The sequence below is a fragment of the Streptomyces sp. NPDC053431 genome (genome assembly GCF_044544925.1).
Classification (GTDB): domain Bacteria; phylum Actinomycetota; class Actinomycetes; order Streptomycetales; family Streptomycetaceae; genus Streptomyces.
Genome location: NZ_JBITXX010000001.1, coordinates 80,786 through 95,543, shown reverse-complemented (window position 1 = coordinate 95,543; position 14,758 = coordinate 80,786). Strand labels below are relative to the sequence as shown.

9 protein-coding genes are annotated in these 14,758 nt (G+C 73.9%); 2 read left to right on the top strand and 7 right to left on the bottom strand.

Annotation, left to right across the window (positions count from 1 at the left end; all coding sequences use genetic code 11):
• Positions 1–6 precede the first annotated feature (6 nt).
• Complete coding sequence (locus ACIGXE_RS00335; RefSeq protein WP_399740711.1) at positions 7–2,226, top strand: protein kinase; 2,220 nt, start codon at positions 7–9, stop codon at positions 2,224–2,226.
• 144 nt (positions 2,227–2,370) lie between these two features.
• Positions 2,371–4,476: a serine/threonine-protein kinase gene (locus ACIGXE_RS00330; RefSeq protein WP_399743654.1), complete on the top strand. Its 2,106-nt coding sequence runs from the start codon at positions 2,371–2,373 to the stop codon at positions 4,474–4,476.
• Between the two features lie 63 nt (positions 4,477–4,539).
• Here ACIGXE_RS00330 and mycP read toward each other — a convergent pair whose 3' ends face one another.
• The 7 genes from mycP to ACIGXE_RS00295 all read right to left on the bottom strand — a co-directional run bounded on the left by mycP (position 4,540) and on the right by ACIGXE_RS00295 (position 14,756).
• A complete protein-coding gene (gene mycP, locus ACIGXE_RS00325; RefSeq protein ID WP_399740709.1) occupies positions 4,540–5,757 on the bottom strand; it encodes a type VII secretion-associated serine protease mycosin in 1,218 nt (405 codons plus the stop codon).
• Positions 5,758–5,774: 17 nt separating this feature from the next.
• Complete coding sequence (locus ACIGXE_RS00320) at positions 5,775–7,307, bottom strand: WXG100 family type VII secretion target (RefSeq protein WP_399740706.1); 1,533 nt, start codon at positions 7,305–7,307, stop codon at positions 5,775–5,777.
• 42 nt (positions 7,308–7,349) lie between these two features.
• On the bottom strand, positions 7,350–7,898 hold the full coding sequence (locus ACIGXE_RS00315; RefSeq protein WP_399740703.1) for a hypothetical protein: 549 nt from the start codon (positions 7,896–7,898) through the stop codon (positions 7,350–7,352).
• Between the two features lie 168 nt (positions 7,899–8,066).
• The gene (locus ACIGXE_RS00310; protein WP_399740700.1) at positions 8,067–10,367 is read right to left on the bottom strand and encodes a xanthine dehydrogenase family protein molybdopterin-binding subunit; all 2,301 of its coding nucleotides are present in this window, start codon (positions 10,365–10,367) and stop codon (positions 8,067–8,069) included.
• A complete protein-coding gene (locus ACIGXE_RS00305) occupies positions 10,364–11,965 on the bottom strand; it encodes a (2Fe-2S)-binding protein (RefSeq protein ID WP_399740697.1) in 1,602 nt (533 codons plus the stop codon). The genes ACIGXE_RS00310 and ACIGXE_RS00305 overlap by 4 nt, the downstream gene beginning before the upstream one ends.
• A complete protein-coding gene (locus tag ACIGXE_RS00300; RefSeq protein WP_399740695.1) occupies positions 11,962–12,849 on the bottom strand; it encodes an FAD binding domain-containing protein in 888 nt (295 codons plus the stop codon). Before ACIGXE_RS00300 ends, ACIGXE_RS00305 begins: the two co-directional genes overlap by 4 nt.
• A gap of 257 nt (positions 12,850–13,106) precedes the next feature.
• Complete coding sequence (locus ACIGXE_RS00295) at positions 13,107–14,756, bottom strand: beta-N-acetylhexosaminidase (RefSeq protein ID WP_399740692.1); 1,650 nt, start codon at positions 14,754–14,756, stop codon at positions 13,107–13,109.
• Positions 14,757–14,758 lie beyond the last annotated feature (2 nt).

Sequence of the window (14,758 nt, the reverse complement as noted above, 5' to 3'; positions counted from 1 at the left end):
TGACCCATGCTCTCCCCCCTCACCCACGACGACCCGTCGGCCGTCGCCGCGTACCGCCTGCTGGCCCGGCTCGGTTCCGGCGGCATGGGCACGGTCTATCTGGCGCGCTCGCCGGGCGGCCGTACGCTCGCGCTGAAGACGCTGCACGCCCGGCTGGCGGCCGACCCCGCGTTCCGTACCCGCTTCCGGCTGGAGACGGACGCGGCCCGCATCATCGGTGACCAGCACGGCGCGGCCGTCTTCGACGCGGACCCGCTGGCGGAGACCCCGTGGCTGGCCACCGAGTACGTGCTCGGTCCGCCGCTCGACGAGGCGGTCGCCCTCGCGGGGCCGCTCCCCGAGCCGACGGTCCGCGCCGTGGGCGCCGCCCTGGCCGGGGCGCTGCGGCAGCTGCACTCCTCGGACGTGGTGCACCGGGACCTGAAGCCCTCCAACATCCTCGTGACCGCCCACGGCCCCAAGGTCATCGACTTCGGCATCGCCCGCGCCGCCGGCGACGAGCGGCTCACGACGACGGGCGCGGCGGCCGGCACGCCCGCGTACATGTCGCCGGAGCAGGCCTCCGGCCAGGAACACACCCCGGCGGGCGACGTGTTCGCGCTCGCCGGCGTCCTGGTCTTCGCGGCGACCGGCCGTCCGCCCTTCGGCACGGGGGCGGCCGCGGATCTCCTCTACCGGGTCCGCTACGCCGATCCCGATCCCGAGGCCCTGTCCGCCCTCCCGCCGTCGCTCCGCCCGCTCCTGACGGCCTGCCTCGCGAAGGACCCGGCGGCCAGGCCGAGTACGGACACCCTGATCGCCGAACTCCACGACGGCCACGGCGAGTTCGCCGACCACCTCCCGCCGGCGGTGCTCACGGCCGTCGCCCGCCGAGCCACCGACGTCTGGCACCCCCACCCACCCCGCCTCCCGGCCCCGTCCGGCGACCCGTACGCGCTGACGGCACCGACCCGGGCCCCGGGCCTTTCCAGGCGCCGGCTGCTCACGCGCGGCGGCGGCGCCGTGCTGGCCTCGACGGCCGTGGCCGCCGGTGCATGGACCTGGCTGTCGTCCGACGACCAGGCGCCCGGAGCCGGGGCCTCCGGCCCTTCGGCAGCGCCGTCCTCCCCCGTGGCGGCGACCACCGCGTCGGACGGTGCCCCGGCACCGCTGTGGCGCATGGATGCCTCGGACCGCGATGAGCTCATCACCCCGTTCCTGGCCACCGCGCCGGCCGGTGACGTGGCCGGTTTCGTGGAGACGGCCGTGTTCCGGGTCAGGGACGTACGGACCGGCGAGGAGCTCTGGAACACCAACTGGGTGATGGAGCCCCGGCAGGTGACGTCGGACGGCACGCGCTTCTACGTCTCCCAGGGCGGCGTCGAGGGGCCGAGCGTCCTGCAGATCGAGACATACGCGGCCCGGGAGCCCAAGGAGGCGGCCCGCCGCATCGAGATCAAGGGCTTCGACGGACGTGCCCTGTACACGAAGCTCCTCACCGCCTCCGGCGGGATGCTGTACGCGGCCTCCCGGCGGGGCGGTCGCGACGACTCCGTGGAGCAGAAGCTGAAGGGCTGGCATCTGCTGGCCGTCGACCTGCGGACGGGGAAGGAGGCCTGGCGCGTCGCGGACGACGACGCCGACAGGATCCGGCTGGCGGTGGTCGTGGCCGACCGGCTGATCACCGTCACCAGCAAGGTGTTCCCCGACGCCTACGTCGTCGAGGCACGCCACGCCCGCACCGGGGCCCGGCTGTGGCGGCGGACCGTCCCGATGCCGAAGGACGGCGGAGAGCGGATGCCGCTTCCTGGGGAGCTGGCCACCGACTCCACCCATGTCTACCTGGGCGGCAGCAGACTGCGTGCGCTGCGCCTCACCGACGGCGGGGTGGCCTGGGAACACCGCGAGGACCGGTACTTCTACGGCCTGCCCGTGGTCGCCGGCGGTCTGGTGTACGCCACGGAGGGCGACCGCGGTCTGGTCGCGGTCAGCGCGGACAGGGGCGCCCGCCGTTGGACGGAGGCCCCGCCGGCCCGCACGCTGACAACGAACCTCGCCGTCGTCCCCGTGGTGGGTGAGAAGTACGCCTACGCTCCCGTGCGGGGCGGCCTGAGCGCGGTGGACCTGACCACCCGACGCTCGGTCTGGGTGTTCCCGACGGATGCCACCCGCTACGTGGCGGACCGGCGCGGAAAACGGATCATCGGCGCCGGGGCGACCACCGCGGTGGCACTCCCCCTGGCGTAGGGCCTTCGCGTACCGGCCCCGTTGTCCGCCCGCTGCCCAGTCCGTCGGGTCCTTCGCCCGCACCCAGCCCGCGTCCCCTCCCTTCCGTGCCCCCGTGCCCGACGGGCGGCCCGCCCGTCGACCCCAGAAAGCGTCGCAGTGACCATGCAGCCCCTCGCCACCGGCGATCCGCTCCGTCTCGGCCCGTACCGTCTCGTCGGCGTCCTCGGCGAGGGCGGCATGGGCAAGGTCTACTTCGGCCGGGACAACTCCGGCCGCCCCGCCGCCGTGAAGGTCCTCCGCCCCGAACTCGCCCACGACGTGGGGCTCGCCCAGCGCTTCGTCCGCGAGGCCGAGATGGCCCGGGCCGTCACGAGCAAGGGCGTGGCACGGGTCCTGAGTGCGCAGACGGAGGGCGGCCGGCCCTGGATCGCGGCCGAGTTCCTGGCCGGACCGACGCTGGAGGAGGCCGTGCGCGCGTACGGGCCGATGGACGAGCCCACGGTCCGCGCCCTGGGGCACTTCCTCTCCCGTACGCTCCACGACATCCACGCGGCCGGCCTGGTCCACCGCGACCTCAAGCCGGCGAACATCGTGCTGACCTCGTCCGGTCCACGAATCATCGACTTCGGCATCGCCCGCCCCGAGCACGGCCTGACGCTGACCACCACCGGCCAGATCCCGGTGACGCCGGGGTACGGGGCCCCCGAGCAGGTCCTGGGCCGACGGGTCGGTCCGGCCTCGGACGTCTTCTCGCTCGGCGCGGTGCTCGTCTACGCCGCGAGCGGCCGACGCGCCTTCGACGCGCCGAACGTCGCGGCCGTTCAGTACGAGGTCGTGCACGGCAACCCGGACATGAGCCAGGTCCCGCCTGCCCTGTGGCAACTCATCGGTCCGTGCCTGTCGAAGGACCCGGAGCTTCGCCCCTCCACCGCCCGGATCACCGCGGCCGTCACGGCGCCCAAGGGCGCCGACCGCGCGTGGCGCAGGGGCCCGCTCGCCGATGACATCGGGCGACGCGAGGCGGCGGTCAAGGACCTGGACGCGGCGCACGGCGCCACCGTCCCGAGCTCCGCGGCGCCCCGGGCGACGTCCCGGCGGCGCCTCCTCGCCGCCGGCGCGGGTGTCCTCGTGGCCGGTGCCGGCACCGGTGCCTGGTGGCTGACCAGGGGCGGGGACAAGCCCACGAACTACGCCGCCGAGGTACCCGCCGCCGCGGCGGTCCCGACCGCGGCCTACATCTCCCTCATCGACACCAAGGCGGGTGAGCCCCCGAAGCCGCTCTGGGGCCCGCTCGACGTGACGGCACCCGACGGCCGCACCCCGCTCCCGGTCCGTGACGTGCTGATCGTCCATGCCAAGGCGGGCGGTCTGCTCGCCCTCGCCGTCGCGGACGGCAAGCAGCGCTGGCAGGCCGCCGACATGGACGCGCGGGCCGGTTACGTGTCGGTCGCGGACCGCCTGGTCGTCGGCCTCGACAAGGACGGCGTGCTGCACGCCTTCGTCGCCTCGACGGGCCGGCCCGTCTGGCGGACGGACGCCTCGGCCGCCCATCTGCTCGCCGCGGACGCCCGGCAGGTCTACCTGGTGACCCGGGAGAACGAACTGCGCGCCGTCGACGCCTGGTCCCTCGCCACCACCTGGACCGTCCCCCTGGCCTCCCCCAGCACCGCCGGCAGCCCCGCCACCGCCGCCGTCGGCAAGAACCGGCTCGTCGTGAACGGGCTCGACGGCCACGTCGTCGCCGTCGACACCCGCACGGGCAAGACCGCCTGGAAGGCCCAGGACCAGGGGACCAACGGGGCCGCCCCGGCCGTCGACGGCGCCATGGTCTACCTTTCCGGCGGCCATCTGACGGCCTGCAAACTCGAGAACGGCTTCGTCATCTGGAGCGAGGAGGCCCGCAGCAGCAACACCCTGGCCCAGGGCTGGGGCAACCCCACCGCCAAAGAGGGCGCCGTGTACGCCGTCAACGGCTACAACGCCTACCGCTACAGCACGAGCACCATCACCGACTCGTCCCTCACGGACTGGTACGAGATCCTCGACGAACTCGGTGGCAACCTCACCGCCCCGGCCGTCGAGGGGACGACGGTGTGGCTCGCGGCGCCCGACGACAGCCATCTGCGGGTCATCGACAGGAAGACGCACCGCTTCTACTTCACCGTCACGATGAAACGCACCGGCGCGTACCAGCTCGCGAGCGGCGGCAACCGCGTCTTCGCCGCCCGCGCCGGGCGGGTGATGGCGATGCCCGTGTTCGGGAGCTGAGGAGGACCCGGGCCCTTCGCCGCTCGGCGTGCCTCGAAACGGATCGACGTGCCTAGGAACGGCTCAACGCCGCCGCGAGCGCAGCACGGGCACGGCGACGGCCGCCCCGAGCAGCACGGCCGCCCCGACGCCGAGGCCGATCCAGAGGCCGGTCCGGCTCCCACCCGCGGCCTCGTCCGCCTGCGGGGCGGGCGCAGGGGTGGAGCTCGTGGCGACGGGTGCGGTGGAGGGCGACGGGGTCTGCGCCGCCGGCAGGTCCTGGATGGGCCGCACGTCGGCGAGGCCGGGATCGCCCGGAGTCTTCAGGGCCCGGAGGGGACGGATGGCGCCGTATCCGATGAAGTCGTTGCGTCCGCCGCCGTCGTCGGGCGCCGCAACGGTGTTGAGCATGACCTTGAGGACCTGGTTGTTGGTCCAGTCGGGGTGTTCGGCCCAGATGAGCGCCGCGGCGGCGGAGGCGAGGGCGGTGGCGTCACTGGTGCCGGTCGACTTGCACAGGCCGGTACCGCCGCCGCAGGCGTGCACGGTGTCCTTGCCGGGGGCCACGAGGTCCACCTGGGGGCCGTACTGGGAGTTCTTGACCCGGGTCAGCTTCTGGTCGATGGCGCCGACGCCGACGACGCCGGGGGTCGCGCCGGGGTACTCGACCGCGTTGCCCTTGTCGGCGCTGTTGCCGACCGAGGCGAAGACGAGGGCTCCCTTGTCGAGGGCGTACTTCACGGCGTCGGTGAGGCCTTGGGAGCCGGCGCCGGCCCCCAAGGAGATGTTGATGACCTTGGCCCCTGCGTCCGCGGCATAGCGGATTGCCGGAGGGACCACTCGGTTGAACTCGTCGTCGCTGTCCTTCATGCTTCCCTGGCCCGCCTCGATGCCCGGCACCCGCACGGGAAGGATCTTGGCCTTGGGCGCCAGTCCGAAGGCTCCGTTTCCGCCGTCACGTGCGCCGGTCCCGGCGATGAGGCCGGCCATGCCGGTGCCGTGCCCGGTGTAGTCGGTGAACTCGTCCCCGGGCTGGTCGGGCGCGAAGTCCTTTCCGTCGAGCACGCGGCCGACCAGGTCGGGGTTGTCCTTCTCCACGCCTGAGTCGATCACGGCGACGGTCACACCGTCGCCCTTGCTGATCTGCCAGATCTCTTCGGCGTGCATGGTGTCCAGGTACCACTGCTGGGCCCGGATCGATTCGGCGTGCGCGGGAACGGAAGCGATGCCCACCAGCAGCACGCCCAAGCCGGCCGAGGCGATGGTCCGGACCCGGCTCCGTCGAATACCGCTGGTACGCATCTGCTCCCTCGCGCCGATCAGTCGATGACGGGCGGCGCCACTCGGCGCCCGCCCTGCTGCCAGGTCTCTTCGTCCTCGACAAGGTAGTCGGGACGCTCGCTCCGCTCCTCCTCGCGCCGCTCCGCAGCGGGTACGGAGCTGCCGCGGCCCACCGGTCCGCTGCCCTGCGCACCGTCGCGTACGAGTCCCGAACCGCCAGGCGTGAACGGGCGCCCGGACGCACCGGGCCGCTGCGCGCGGCCGCCGACGACTCCGCCCGGTTCGGAGGCGAGACGCCGGCCACCAGTGATGCCGCTGTGCCCACCGCCCGTTCCGCCTGCCGGGTGCCCCATGCCGGCGCCGCCCACGGGGCCGCGGCCGAGGCCGTTGCCGGTGCGGCCCGTGGGCTCCTGCCCGATCACCGTGCTGCGCGGGATTCCGGTGGTGGACCGGCCGACCGGATTGCCGGGTACCTGACGCCCACCGCTGATGCCCTCGCGGGGCATCGCCGGAAGCTGGCCGGTGGGCCCCCAGCCGGTCCTGCCTCCCGGACCGACCGGCATGCGAGTGCCGTTGAGCGGAGGAAGCGTCCCCGGTCCGGGCTTGGCCAGCGGGGGCGGCCCGGGGATCGGCCCCGGAGGGACGGTGAACGGCGGTGTCAGGCTCGTGTCCGGCCTGGGAAGCGGCGGCTGCCCGCCCGTGGTCGGCGGCGTGCCGGTCGTGGGCGGCGGCAGCGTGTTCACGCTGTCGATGCCCAGATCGACGGGCAGCTCGGGCCGGATCACCTGTGTGGGTCCGGTGATGTCGCGCGACGGCGGCACCACCTGGGTGTCGGGCAGCGAGCGGGTGTCACGCTGGGTGCGCGTAGTCGTCGTGCTCGTGTCCGTATCGGTCGCGCGGTTTTCGCTCCGTGTTGTGGAGCCGATGTATGTGGTGCTGTCCCTCTGGTCCGTGCCCTGCGGAACGAACTCCCCCGGCGGCGGCTGGAACGACGGCATCTGGAAGCTCTTCATCTGCAGGCTCGACCACTGGTACGTGCCCGAGAGCCGCTCCATCTCGGCTGCTGCGGCCTGTCTGTTGGTCTCCTCCTGCGCCTTGATCGCGTTCGCGTCGGCGCCCTCCGGCGCCATCTGGGCCCGAGCGTTGCGCGCGATCGTCTGGGAGTCCGGGTCGTTGTGGTACTTCTGCGCCGCCTCCAGGTTCTCCTTGGCCTGGGCCACGGAGGTGTAGCGCGGGATGGCGCTCTGGGCGGTGGCGATCGCGTCGGCGGCCTCGGTCAGCCAGTTCGACGAGTGGATGCTGTAGTCGGCGAGGCTGTGGGTGGTGCTGGCCAGGCTGGTGGTCCACTCCATGAAGGCCTTCTCGGCCTCGCCCTCCCAATGCACACCACCGGGACGCTTCTTCAGTTCGTCCGCGATCTCCCGCATCTTCTTCGCGGCCCGCTTCAGGCGGTCGCTCGCGTCGCGCACGTAGAAACTGCTGGCCTGGTCCAGCCAGTCGATCATCTGCTGGTGCGGCATGGAGCGGAAGTCGGTTCCGCTGCCGCCCCCGCTGTTGTCGTTCTGCTCCATCGAGAGTCGCCCCTTCCCCGTGTCCCCGAGTCCCTGCGCCGGCTAGCCGAGGTCCGCGTCGCCGCCGGCCGTCTCCGTGGGCCGTGGCCCGCCGGTGGACGCCGGGGGCGGCTGCGGCACCGTGGTGTCCGTCCCCTCGGGCTTGCCGGAGGGGGTCGTGTCGTAGCCGGCCTTCTGGTCGGCTTGGGTCTTGGCGTTCGTGACCCGCTGGCTGATGGCCAGCATCCTGCTCCGGATGTCGTCGTCGGTCTGCTCCATGCCGTCCTTGGAGATGCCGACGGCGATGCCCATGCCCTCGAGGCAGTCGGACAGGATTCCGGAGAGGCGCGTCAGCTCCGCGAGCACGTCCTTGTACGACGAGAAGATCTCGTTCGCCTCGATCCACGCGGCGCCGCCCCCGCCGAACTGGCTGCGCGCCACCGGATCGGAACCCATGTTCTTCGGAGCGGCCGGAGAGGCCAGGAGGTCGACGATCATCTCGTCGAGGCCCTTCTTGAACTCCATCATGGACTCGGAGTTGTAGAGGAGCGCCTCCCTGCTCATGCCACGCATGGCGTAGGCGCCCCCCGCACCGTCCACATAAGCTTCCACGCCTGGTGCTCCTCCCCCGTGAACCGACGAGTCGAGCCGTAGTCCGTGAATCACTCTAGTCAAGACGACGGACAGCGCACAGCATCCGGTTGCAGGCCCAACACCCTTGTCCGGATTACGACTTGGCCTCGGGAGCCGGAGTCTTCAGCGGGGCCCGCCCCGCTCTTCTCAGTTCACCACCACCGCCGCCTGCGGGCGGATCGGCAGGCGGTTGACGGGGCGGCCGGTGGCCGCGCGGACCGCGGAGGCCACCGCGGCCGGGGAGGTGACGACGGGGACGGCGCTGGCGGGCTTGGCGCCGAACGGGGCGACGACGTCGCGTTCCTCGACTAGCTTCACGATGCGGATGTCGGGGGCGTCCAGGGAGGTCGGGAGGGCGTAGCCGGTCAGGTCCGGGTGGCGGACCAGGCCGCGGGAGGTGCGCAGGTTCTCGGTGAGGGCGGCGCCGACGCCCTGGGTGACGCCCGCCTCGATGCGGGTGGCGAGCTGGGCGGGGTTGAGGATGCGGCCGACGTCCTGGGCGACGGCCATCTCGACGACCCGTACGGCGCCCAGCTCCACGTCGACGTCCACCACGGCGCGGATCGCGCAGAAGGCGAGGCCGACGAAGGCGTCGCCCTGGCCGGAGTCGTCGAGGGGCTCGGTGGGGTGCGGGCGGCACTGGGCGGTGGCCCAGAGCTCCTTGCCCTCCATGGCCTCCATGACGGTGGTGGACAGGACGCCGTCGTACGAGGTGATCTTGCCGTCGGTGATCTGGAGGAGCTCGGTCGACATGCCGAACTTGTGGGCCAGCGGCTGCAGCAGCTGCGTGCGGACCATCTTCGCCGCCCGCTCGACCGCACCGCCCGAGACCCAGGTGTGCCGGCCGTGCGTCGCGGGTCCGGCCGGAGGCTGGTCGGTGTCGACCGGGGCCACGTGGACCTCGTCGACGCCGAGCGTCTCCTGGACGATCTGGCGGGCCAGGGTCGCGAAGCCGGAGCCGGTGTCGACGGCCGCGCAGATCACCGTGGCCACCCCGTCCTGCACCCGGACCGTCGCCGTCGAGACCTCGTCGGTGCCCTCGGCGCCCAGCATGTGCACCATGCCCAGCGCGTAGCCGACGCCCCGCCGCACCGCGCCGGGCTCGCCCGCGCCGTCCGGGCCGCCGGGCAGCAGCCAGTCCTCCTCCGGGGAGTCCATGGGCAGCGGCGGCAGCGGGAAGTCCCGTACGGCGGCGAGGAGTTCGGCGACCGGCGCCGGGCACGTCACGGTCTGGCCGGTCGGCAGGATGTCGCCCGTGGCGAGCACGTTGCGCATCCGCAGTTCCGCCGGGTCCAGGCCCAGCTTGCCGGCGAGCTTGTCCATCTGCGCCTCGTACGCCGCGCACACCTGCATGGCGCCCTCGCCGCGGACGTGTCCGGACGGCGGGTTGTTGGTCCGGACCGCCCAGCCCTCGACGAAGGCGTGGGGGACGACGTACGGGCCGCAGGCGAAGGACACCGCCGCGGCGAGCGACTCGGCCGAGGAGTCGGCGTACGCGCCCGCGTCCAGCAGGATCTGCGCCTCCACCTTCACCAGCCGGCCCTCGGCGTCCGCGTGGTGCCGGTAGCGCAGCAGGGTGGGGTGGCGGTGGGCGTGACCGAGGAAGGACTCCTCGCGGGTGGCGGTGAGCTTGACCGGGCAGCCGGTACGCAGCGCGAGCAGGCCCAGCGGGATCTGGAAGCCCGGGTCCTCCCGGTCGCCGGTCGCGCCGGGGACGCCGGTCACGACCACCTTGACCTGCTCGGGCGGCAGGCCGAAGCAGGCGGCGGCGAGGTCGCGGTCGGTGTGCGGGTCGGTCGACGCGGTGTAGATCTCCACGCCGCCGTCGGGGCGCGGCACGGCCAGCGCGGCCTCCGCGCCGACCGGGGCGGTGTCCTGGCGGCCCACCCGGTAGAGGCCCTCGACGACGACCTCGCCGGTGACCTCGGGGTCGCCGAAGCTCAGCGGGATGTGCCGGATCAGGTTGCCGTCGGGGTGCAGCGGCTCCGCGGCGAAGGCCTGCTCGGGGTCGGTGACCGGTTCGAGGACCTCGTACTCGACCGCGATGGCGGCGGCCGCGAGCCGCGCCGTGTCCGGGTGGTCGGCGGCGACGGCGGCGATGGCCTCGCCGTGGTGGCGCACGAGGTCGGAGGCGAAGACGGGGCGGTCGGCGACCTGGCGGCCGTACGTGGCGGCGCCGGGCAGGTCGGCGTGGGTCACCACGGCCCGCACCCCCGGCATCTCCGCCGCGGCCGTCGTGTCGATCGACACGATCCGGGCGTGCGGGTGCGGGGAGCGCAGGATCGCCGCCCACAGCAGGCCCTCGGCCCACAGGTCGGAGGCGTACGGGAAGGTGCCCTCGGTCTTCGCCCGCGCGTCGGCCTGCGGCAGCGAGACGCCGAGACCGAGGCCGGTACCGGCGCCGGGACCGAGGTCCGCCGATTCCGTGGTCGTCGTGTCGCTGGTCACGCCGTGCCTCCGTCGAACGGGTGGGGGATCTGGTGCGGGATACGGGGCTCGTCGCCGGCCTCGGCCTCGCGCCCGGCGACGACCTCCTTCACGGCGTCGAGCACGCCCCGGTAGCCGGAGCAGCGGCACAGGTTGCCGCACAGCGCCTGGCGGGTCTCCAGCTCGGTCGGAGCGTGGTTGCCCTCCAGGAGGTCGTGCACGGTCATGGCCATGCCCGGGATGCAGAAGCCGCACTGCACGCCGCACTTGGCCAGCGCCCGCTGCACGTCGGACGGCTCGCCGTTCACGGCCAGGCCCTCGACGGTCCGCACCTCGCACCCGGCGGCCGTGGCCGCCGGCACCAGGCAGGAGGCCACGAGCCGGCCGTCGACCTGCACGTTGCACGCCCCGCACTCGCCCTGCGAGCAGCCGTCCTTGGCCCCGGCGAGGCCGAGCCGCTCCCGCAGGACGTAGAGCAGCGACTCGCCGATCCAGGAGTCGGTGACGGGCCGGTCGGCCCCGTTCACGCGGAGCGTGTACGAGGTGTGGGGGTGCTCGTCGCTGTCGGTCGACATGTCGACGGGGGCGGCGGGGGCGGCGGTAGCCGGGTCGGCCGGGGCGAGGTCGACCGGGGCGGCCAGGTCCGCATGGGCTGCCTGGTCGGCAGGGCCGAAGTCGGCGGGGGCCGGGTCGGCCAGGTCGGCCGCGAAGGGCTCCGGCTCGTGCTCCGGCTCGGGTGCGAGCTCCGGCTCCGGCTCCCGCTCCGGTGCGACGGCCGCCGCCTCGGGCTCCGCCTCGTGTACGGGCTCGGGCTCGGGCCCCGGCTCCGGTACCGCCCACGGCGCCGGGGCGCCGCCCGGCAGCGTCGCGGGCGCGCTGCCGGCGTACTGCGCGAGCCGCGAGGCCGTGTACTCGCCCGAGTCCTCCAGGGCCTCGGCGTCGCCCTCGACGGTCGGGATGGTCCACTGCCCCGTCTGCTCCTGCGCGGAGGCACCGTGACCGGACGCCTCGTGCGCCGAGACGTCGTGACCGGAGACCCCGTGACCGGAGACCCCGTGACCGGAGGCCCCGTGGGCGGAGGCGTCGTGGGCGAAGGCCCCGTGACCCGAGGCCCCATGACCCGAGGCCCCATGACCGGAGACCCCGTGACCGGAGGCCCCGTGACCGGAGGCCCCGTGACCGGACGCCTCGTGAGCCGGGCCCTCATGGGCCGGGAAGTCATGGACCGGGAAGTCGTGGGCGGGGAACTCGTGCGCCGGGAACTCGTGCGCGCGCGCCCCCTGGGCGGGCTCGCCCGCCACCGGCCACACACCCCCGGCCGAGGGGTGCACGCCCGAGGACACGCCCGACGGCGACCCGCCCGCCGGGTCCACGCCCGACGGATCCACGCCCGAAGCCTCCGCGCCCGACGGGTCCGCCGACTCCGGCGGCGGGTTCAGCGGCGTCAGCGGGACGATCATCGGCGGCACGTAGCCGTGGCCCGGGGCCTCCAGTGGCGTGCCCTCCAGCATGAACTCCGGCGGCAGCTGCACGAACGCGGTCGCGTCGCCGTCGTAGCCCTCGCTCTGCGGGATCGGCTCCCAGCCGCCGCCCGCCTGACTCCTGTGTGCGTCGCTCACGACAGCGCCCTCCCCAGTGCCCGTCGGGCCAGCGCGGCGACCGTGCGCCGCAGGTGCAGTACGGCCGGGGGCAACTGCTCGTCGCCCTGCGGGTCCGGAATGCACGCGGCGGCGACGTACTCGCCGAACGCCGTGAGCGCCTCCGGGGCCAGGCCCCGCTCCCCGTCCCAGTCCACCAGCGAGGCGATCCACTGCTCGGCCTCCAGCGGCCGCAGCGGCATCGGCGCGATCGCCCCGACCGCGCAGCGCACGCCGCGGCGGGCCGGGTCGAGGACGACGGCGACCGAGGCGGAGGCGCGGGCCGGGCCGGTGCGGCCGGTGGCCTTGAGGAAGACCTGCGGGGCGTGCAGCAGGGGCACGCGGACGAAGGCGACCAGCTCGCCCGGGGCCAGCAGGTCCCGCCCGGCCAGCAGGTGGCTGACCGGCAGCTCGCGGGTGCCGAGCGGGCCGACGACGACCAGCTCGGCCTCCAGGGCGGCGAGCACCGGCAGCGAGTCGCCGGTGGGCGCGGAGGAGACGATGTTGCCGCCGAGCGTGCCGGCGTTGCGGATCTGCGGCGGGCCCGCGACGCGCGAGGCGGCGGCCAGGGCGGGGATGAGGGCCGCGAAGTCGGGACGGCCCATCCGGGCGTGGGTGAGGCCCGCGCCGAGCAGGGCGTGGCCGTCCTGGTACTGCCAGCCGCGGATCTCGTTGATCCGGCTCAGGCCGACCAGACCGGCGGGGCGGAGCTGCCCGCGGTTGACGGCGGCCATCAGGTCGGTGCCGCCGGCCACGGGAACGGCGGCCGGCATGGCCGTCAGCGCCGCCACGGCCTCGTCGAGCGAGGTGGGCAGCGTCACGGACCGCGCCGTCCGTGATGCCGTCTGTGGTGCGTGCGTGGTCAACCCGCTGCCCCTTCCCGGTGTCCCGGTGATCCCCGACCGTCCCCGGCTGTCACGCCTGTGTGGGCGTACCGTACGTGCTCACTGCCTGGACGTGGCAACTCTGGCACATGTTCCGAGCCGTACGTCGCGAGGGTCCGCGAAGGACGGTTCCGTCCAGGACGTGACGTGACATCCCACGAGCGACGGTAACTTCCTTTTCGCCACTCTTGGGTGAGGCCGAGGGGATAGCTGCCTCACACCGGGGACGGCCGGGCGTCTCACACGTTCGGGGGTGCCCCCTCGAGGGGACGGCCCTGGACGCCCGGACGGCGCTGCCAGGGGCGCGGGCCGCCGGGCGGGCGGTACTCCACGCCGAGGGCGTCGAGGCGCCGGTAGTGGGCGGTCATGCGGCGCTCGAAGCCGGCGAGATCGCGCGCCTCCGGAGCGGGCAGCCGGGACCAGGCGACCTCGGCGAAGGCGGCCAGCCGCGGGTAGGTCTGGTAGTCGACGCGGGCGCGGTTCTCCATCACCTCCGTCCAGACGTTGGCCTGGGTTCCCAGGATGTGGGCGGCGGCCTCGGGCGCGAGTCCCGGCGGCACGGGCTCGAAGCGGTACACGTCGGCCAGGGTCCGTACGTAGCCGATGGGCATGGGTTCGTCCTCGCCCGGGGCCTGCCGGTGGTCCAGGTACACCTGCTGCTCGGGGCACATCACCACGTCGTGGCCGGCCTCGGCGGCGGTGACACCGCCCGCGTAGCCGCGCCAGGACGACACGGCGGCGCCGTCGGCGAGTCCGCCCTCCAGGATCTCGTCCCAGCCGATGAGCCGCCGCCCGCGGTCGGCGAGCCAGCGGTCGAAGTGCCGGACGAACCAGGACTGCAGCCCGTCCTCGTCGCCGACGCCGAGTTCCTCGATCCGGGCCTGGGCGGTCGCCGAGGCCTTCCACTGGTCCTTGGGGCACTCGTCGCCGCCGATGTGCACGAAGGGCGAGGTCGTGGCCGGGAAGAGGTCGAGCACCTCCTCGAGGACGCCCTCGTAGAAGCGGAGGACGTCGTCGGTGGGGGCGAGCACGTTCGGACTGACCCCCCAGGTGTCCCAGACGGAGAGGGCGGTGGTGTCGACGACGTCGGTGTTGCCCAGTTCGGGGTACGCGGCGACGGCGGCCTGCGAGTGGCCGGGGATGTCGATCTCGGGCACGACCGAGACATGCCGGTCGGCGGCGTAGGCGACGATCTCGCGGATGTCGTCCTGGGTGTAGAAGCCGCCGTGCGGCGTCTCGTTCCACAGCGGCGAGGCCCGGTGCCCCCACTTGGTCCGCGCCCGCCAGGCGCCGACCTCGGTGAGCCGTGGGCTGCGCCTGATCTCGACGCGCCAGCCCTGGTCGTCGGTGAGGTGCAGGTGGAGCACGTTGAGCTTGTGCGCGGCCATCAGGTCGAGCTGCCGCAGGACGTCGTCCTTGGGCATGAAGTGGCGGGCGACGTCGAGCATGAGGCCGCGCCAGGGGAAGCGGGGTGAGTCGGTGACGGTCTGGTCCGGGATGCGGGGGGCCGGGCCGCCGACGGGTGCCTTGCGGAACGCGGCGGGACCGAGGAGCTGACGGAGCGTCTGGGCGCCCCAGAAGACTCCGGCGGGGCCGCCGCCGGTGATCTCGACGCCGAGGGTCGAGGCCACCCTGAGCCGGTACGCCTCGGGCGCCAGGGTGTCGTCGAGGCGCAGGGTGACGGCGTTCGGCCCGCCCTCGACGGCCGCCGGCCGCAGCGGAAGGCCGAAGGCGGCGCCGAGCACCGCGCGCAGCCAGCGTTCGGTGGTCTCGGTGCCGGGGGCGGCGCTCAGGGTGGTCTCGCGGTCCGGGGCGAAGCCGTCGCGGTACGGCCCCTCGACGTGTTCGGGCGCCGGGATCAGGTCGTGTCCGGAGTTCTCTCGGGTCATCG

Coding starts and splice junctions, on each gene's coding strand:
- ACIGXE_RS00335 (WP_399740711.1), top strand. CDS start 7: ATGCTCTCCCCCCTCACCCACGACGACCCGTCGGCCGTCGCCGCGTAC.
- ACIGXE_RS00330 (WP_399743654.1), top strand. CDS start 2,371: ATGCAGCCCCTCGCCACCGGCGATCCGCTCCGTCTCGGCCCGTACCGT.
- mycP (WP_399740709.1), bottom strand. CDS start 5,757: ATGCGTACCAGCGGTATTCGACGGAGCCGGGTCCGGACCATCGCCTCG.
- ACIGXE_RS00320 (WP_399740706.1), bottom strand. CDS start 7,307: ATGGAGCAGAACGACAACAGCGGGGGCGGCAGCGGAACCGACTTCCGC.
- ACIGXE_RS00295 (WP_399740692.1), bottom strand. CDS start 14,756: ATGACCCGAGAGAACTCCGGACACGACCTGATCCCGGCGCCCGAACAC.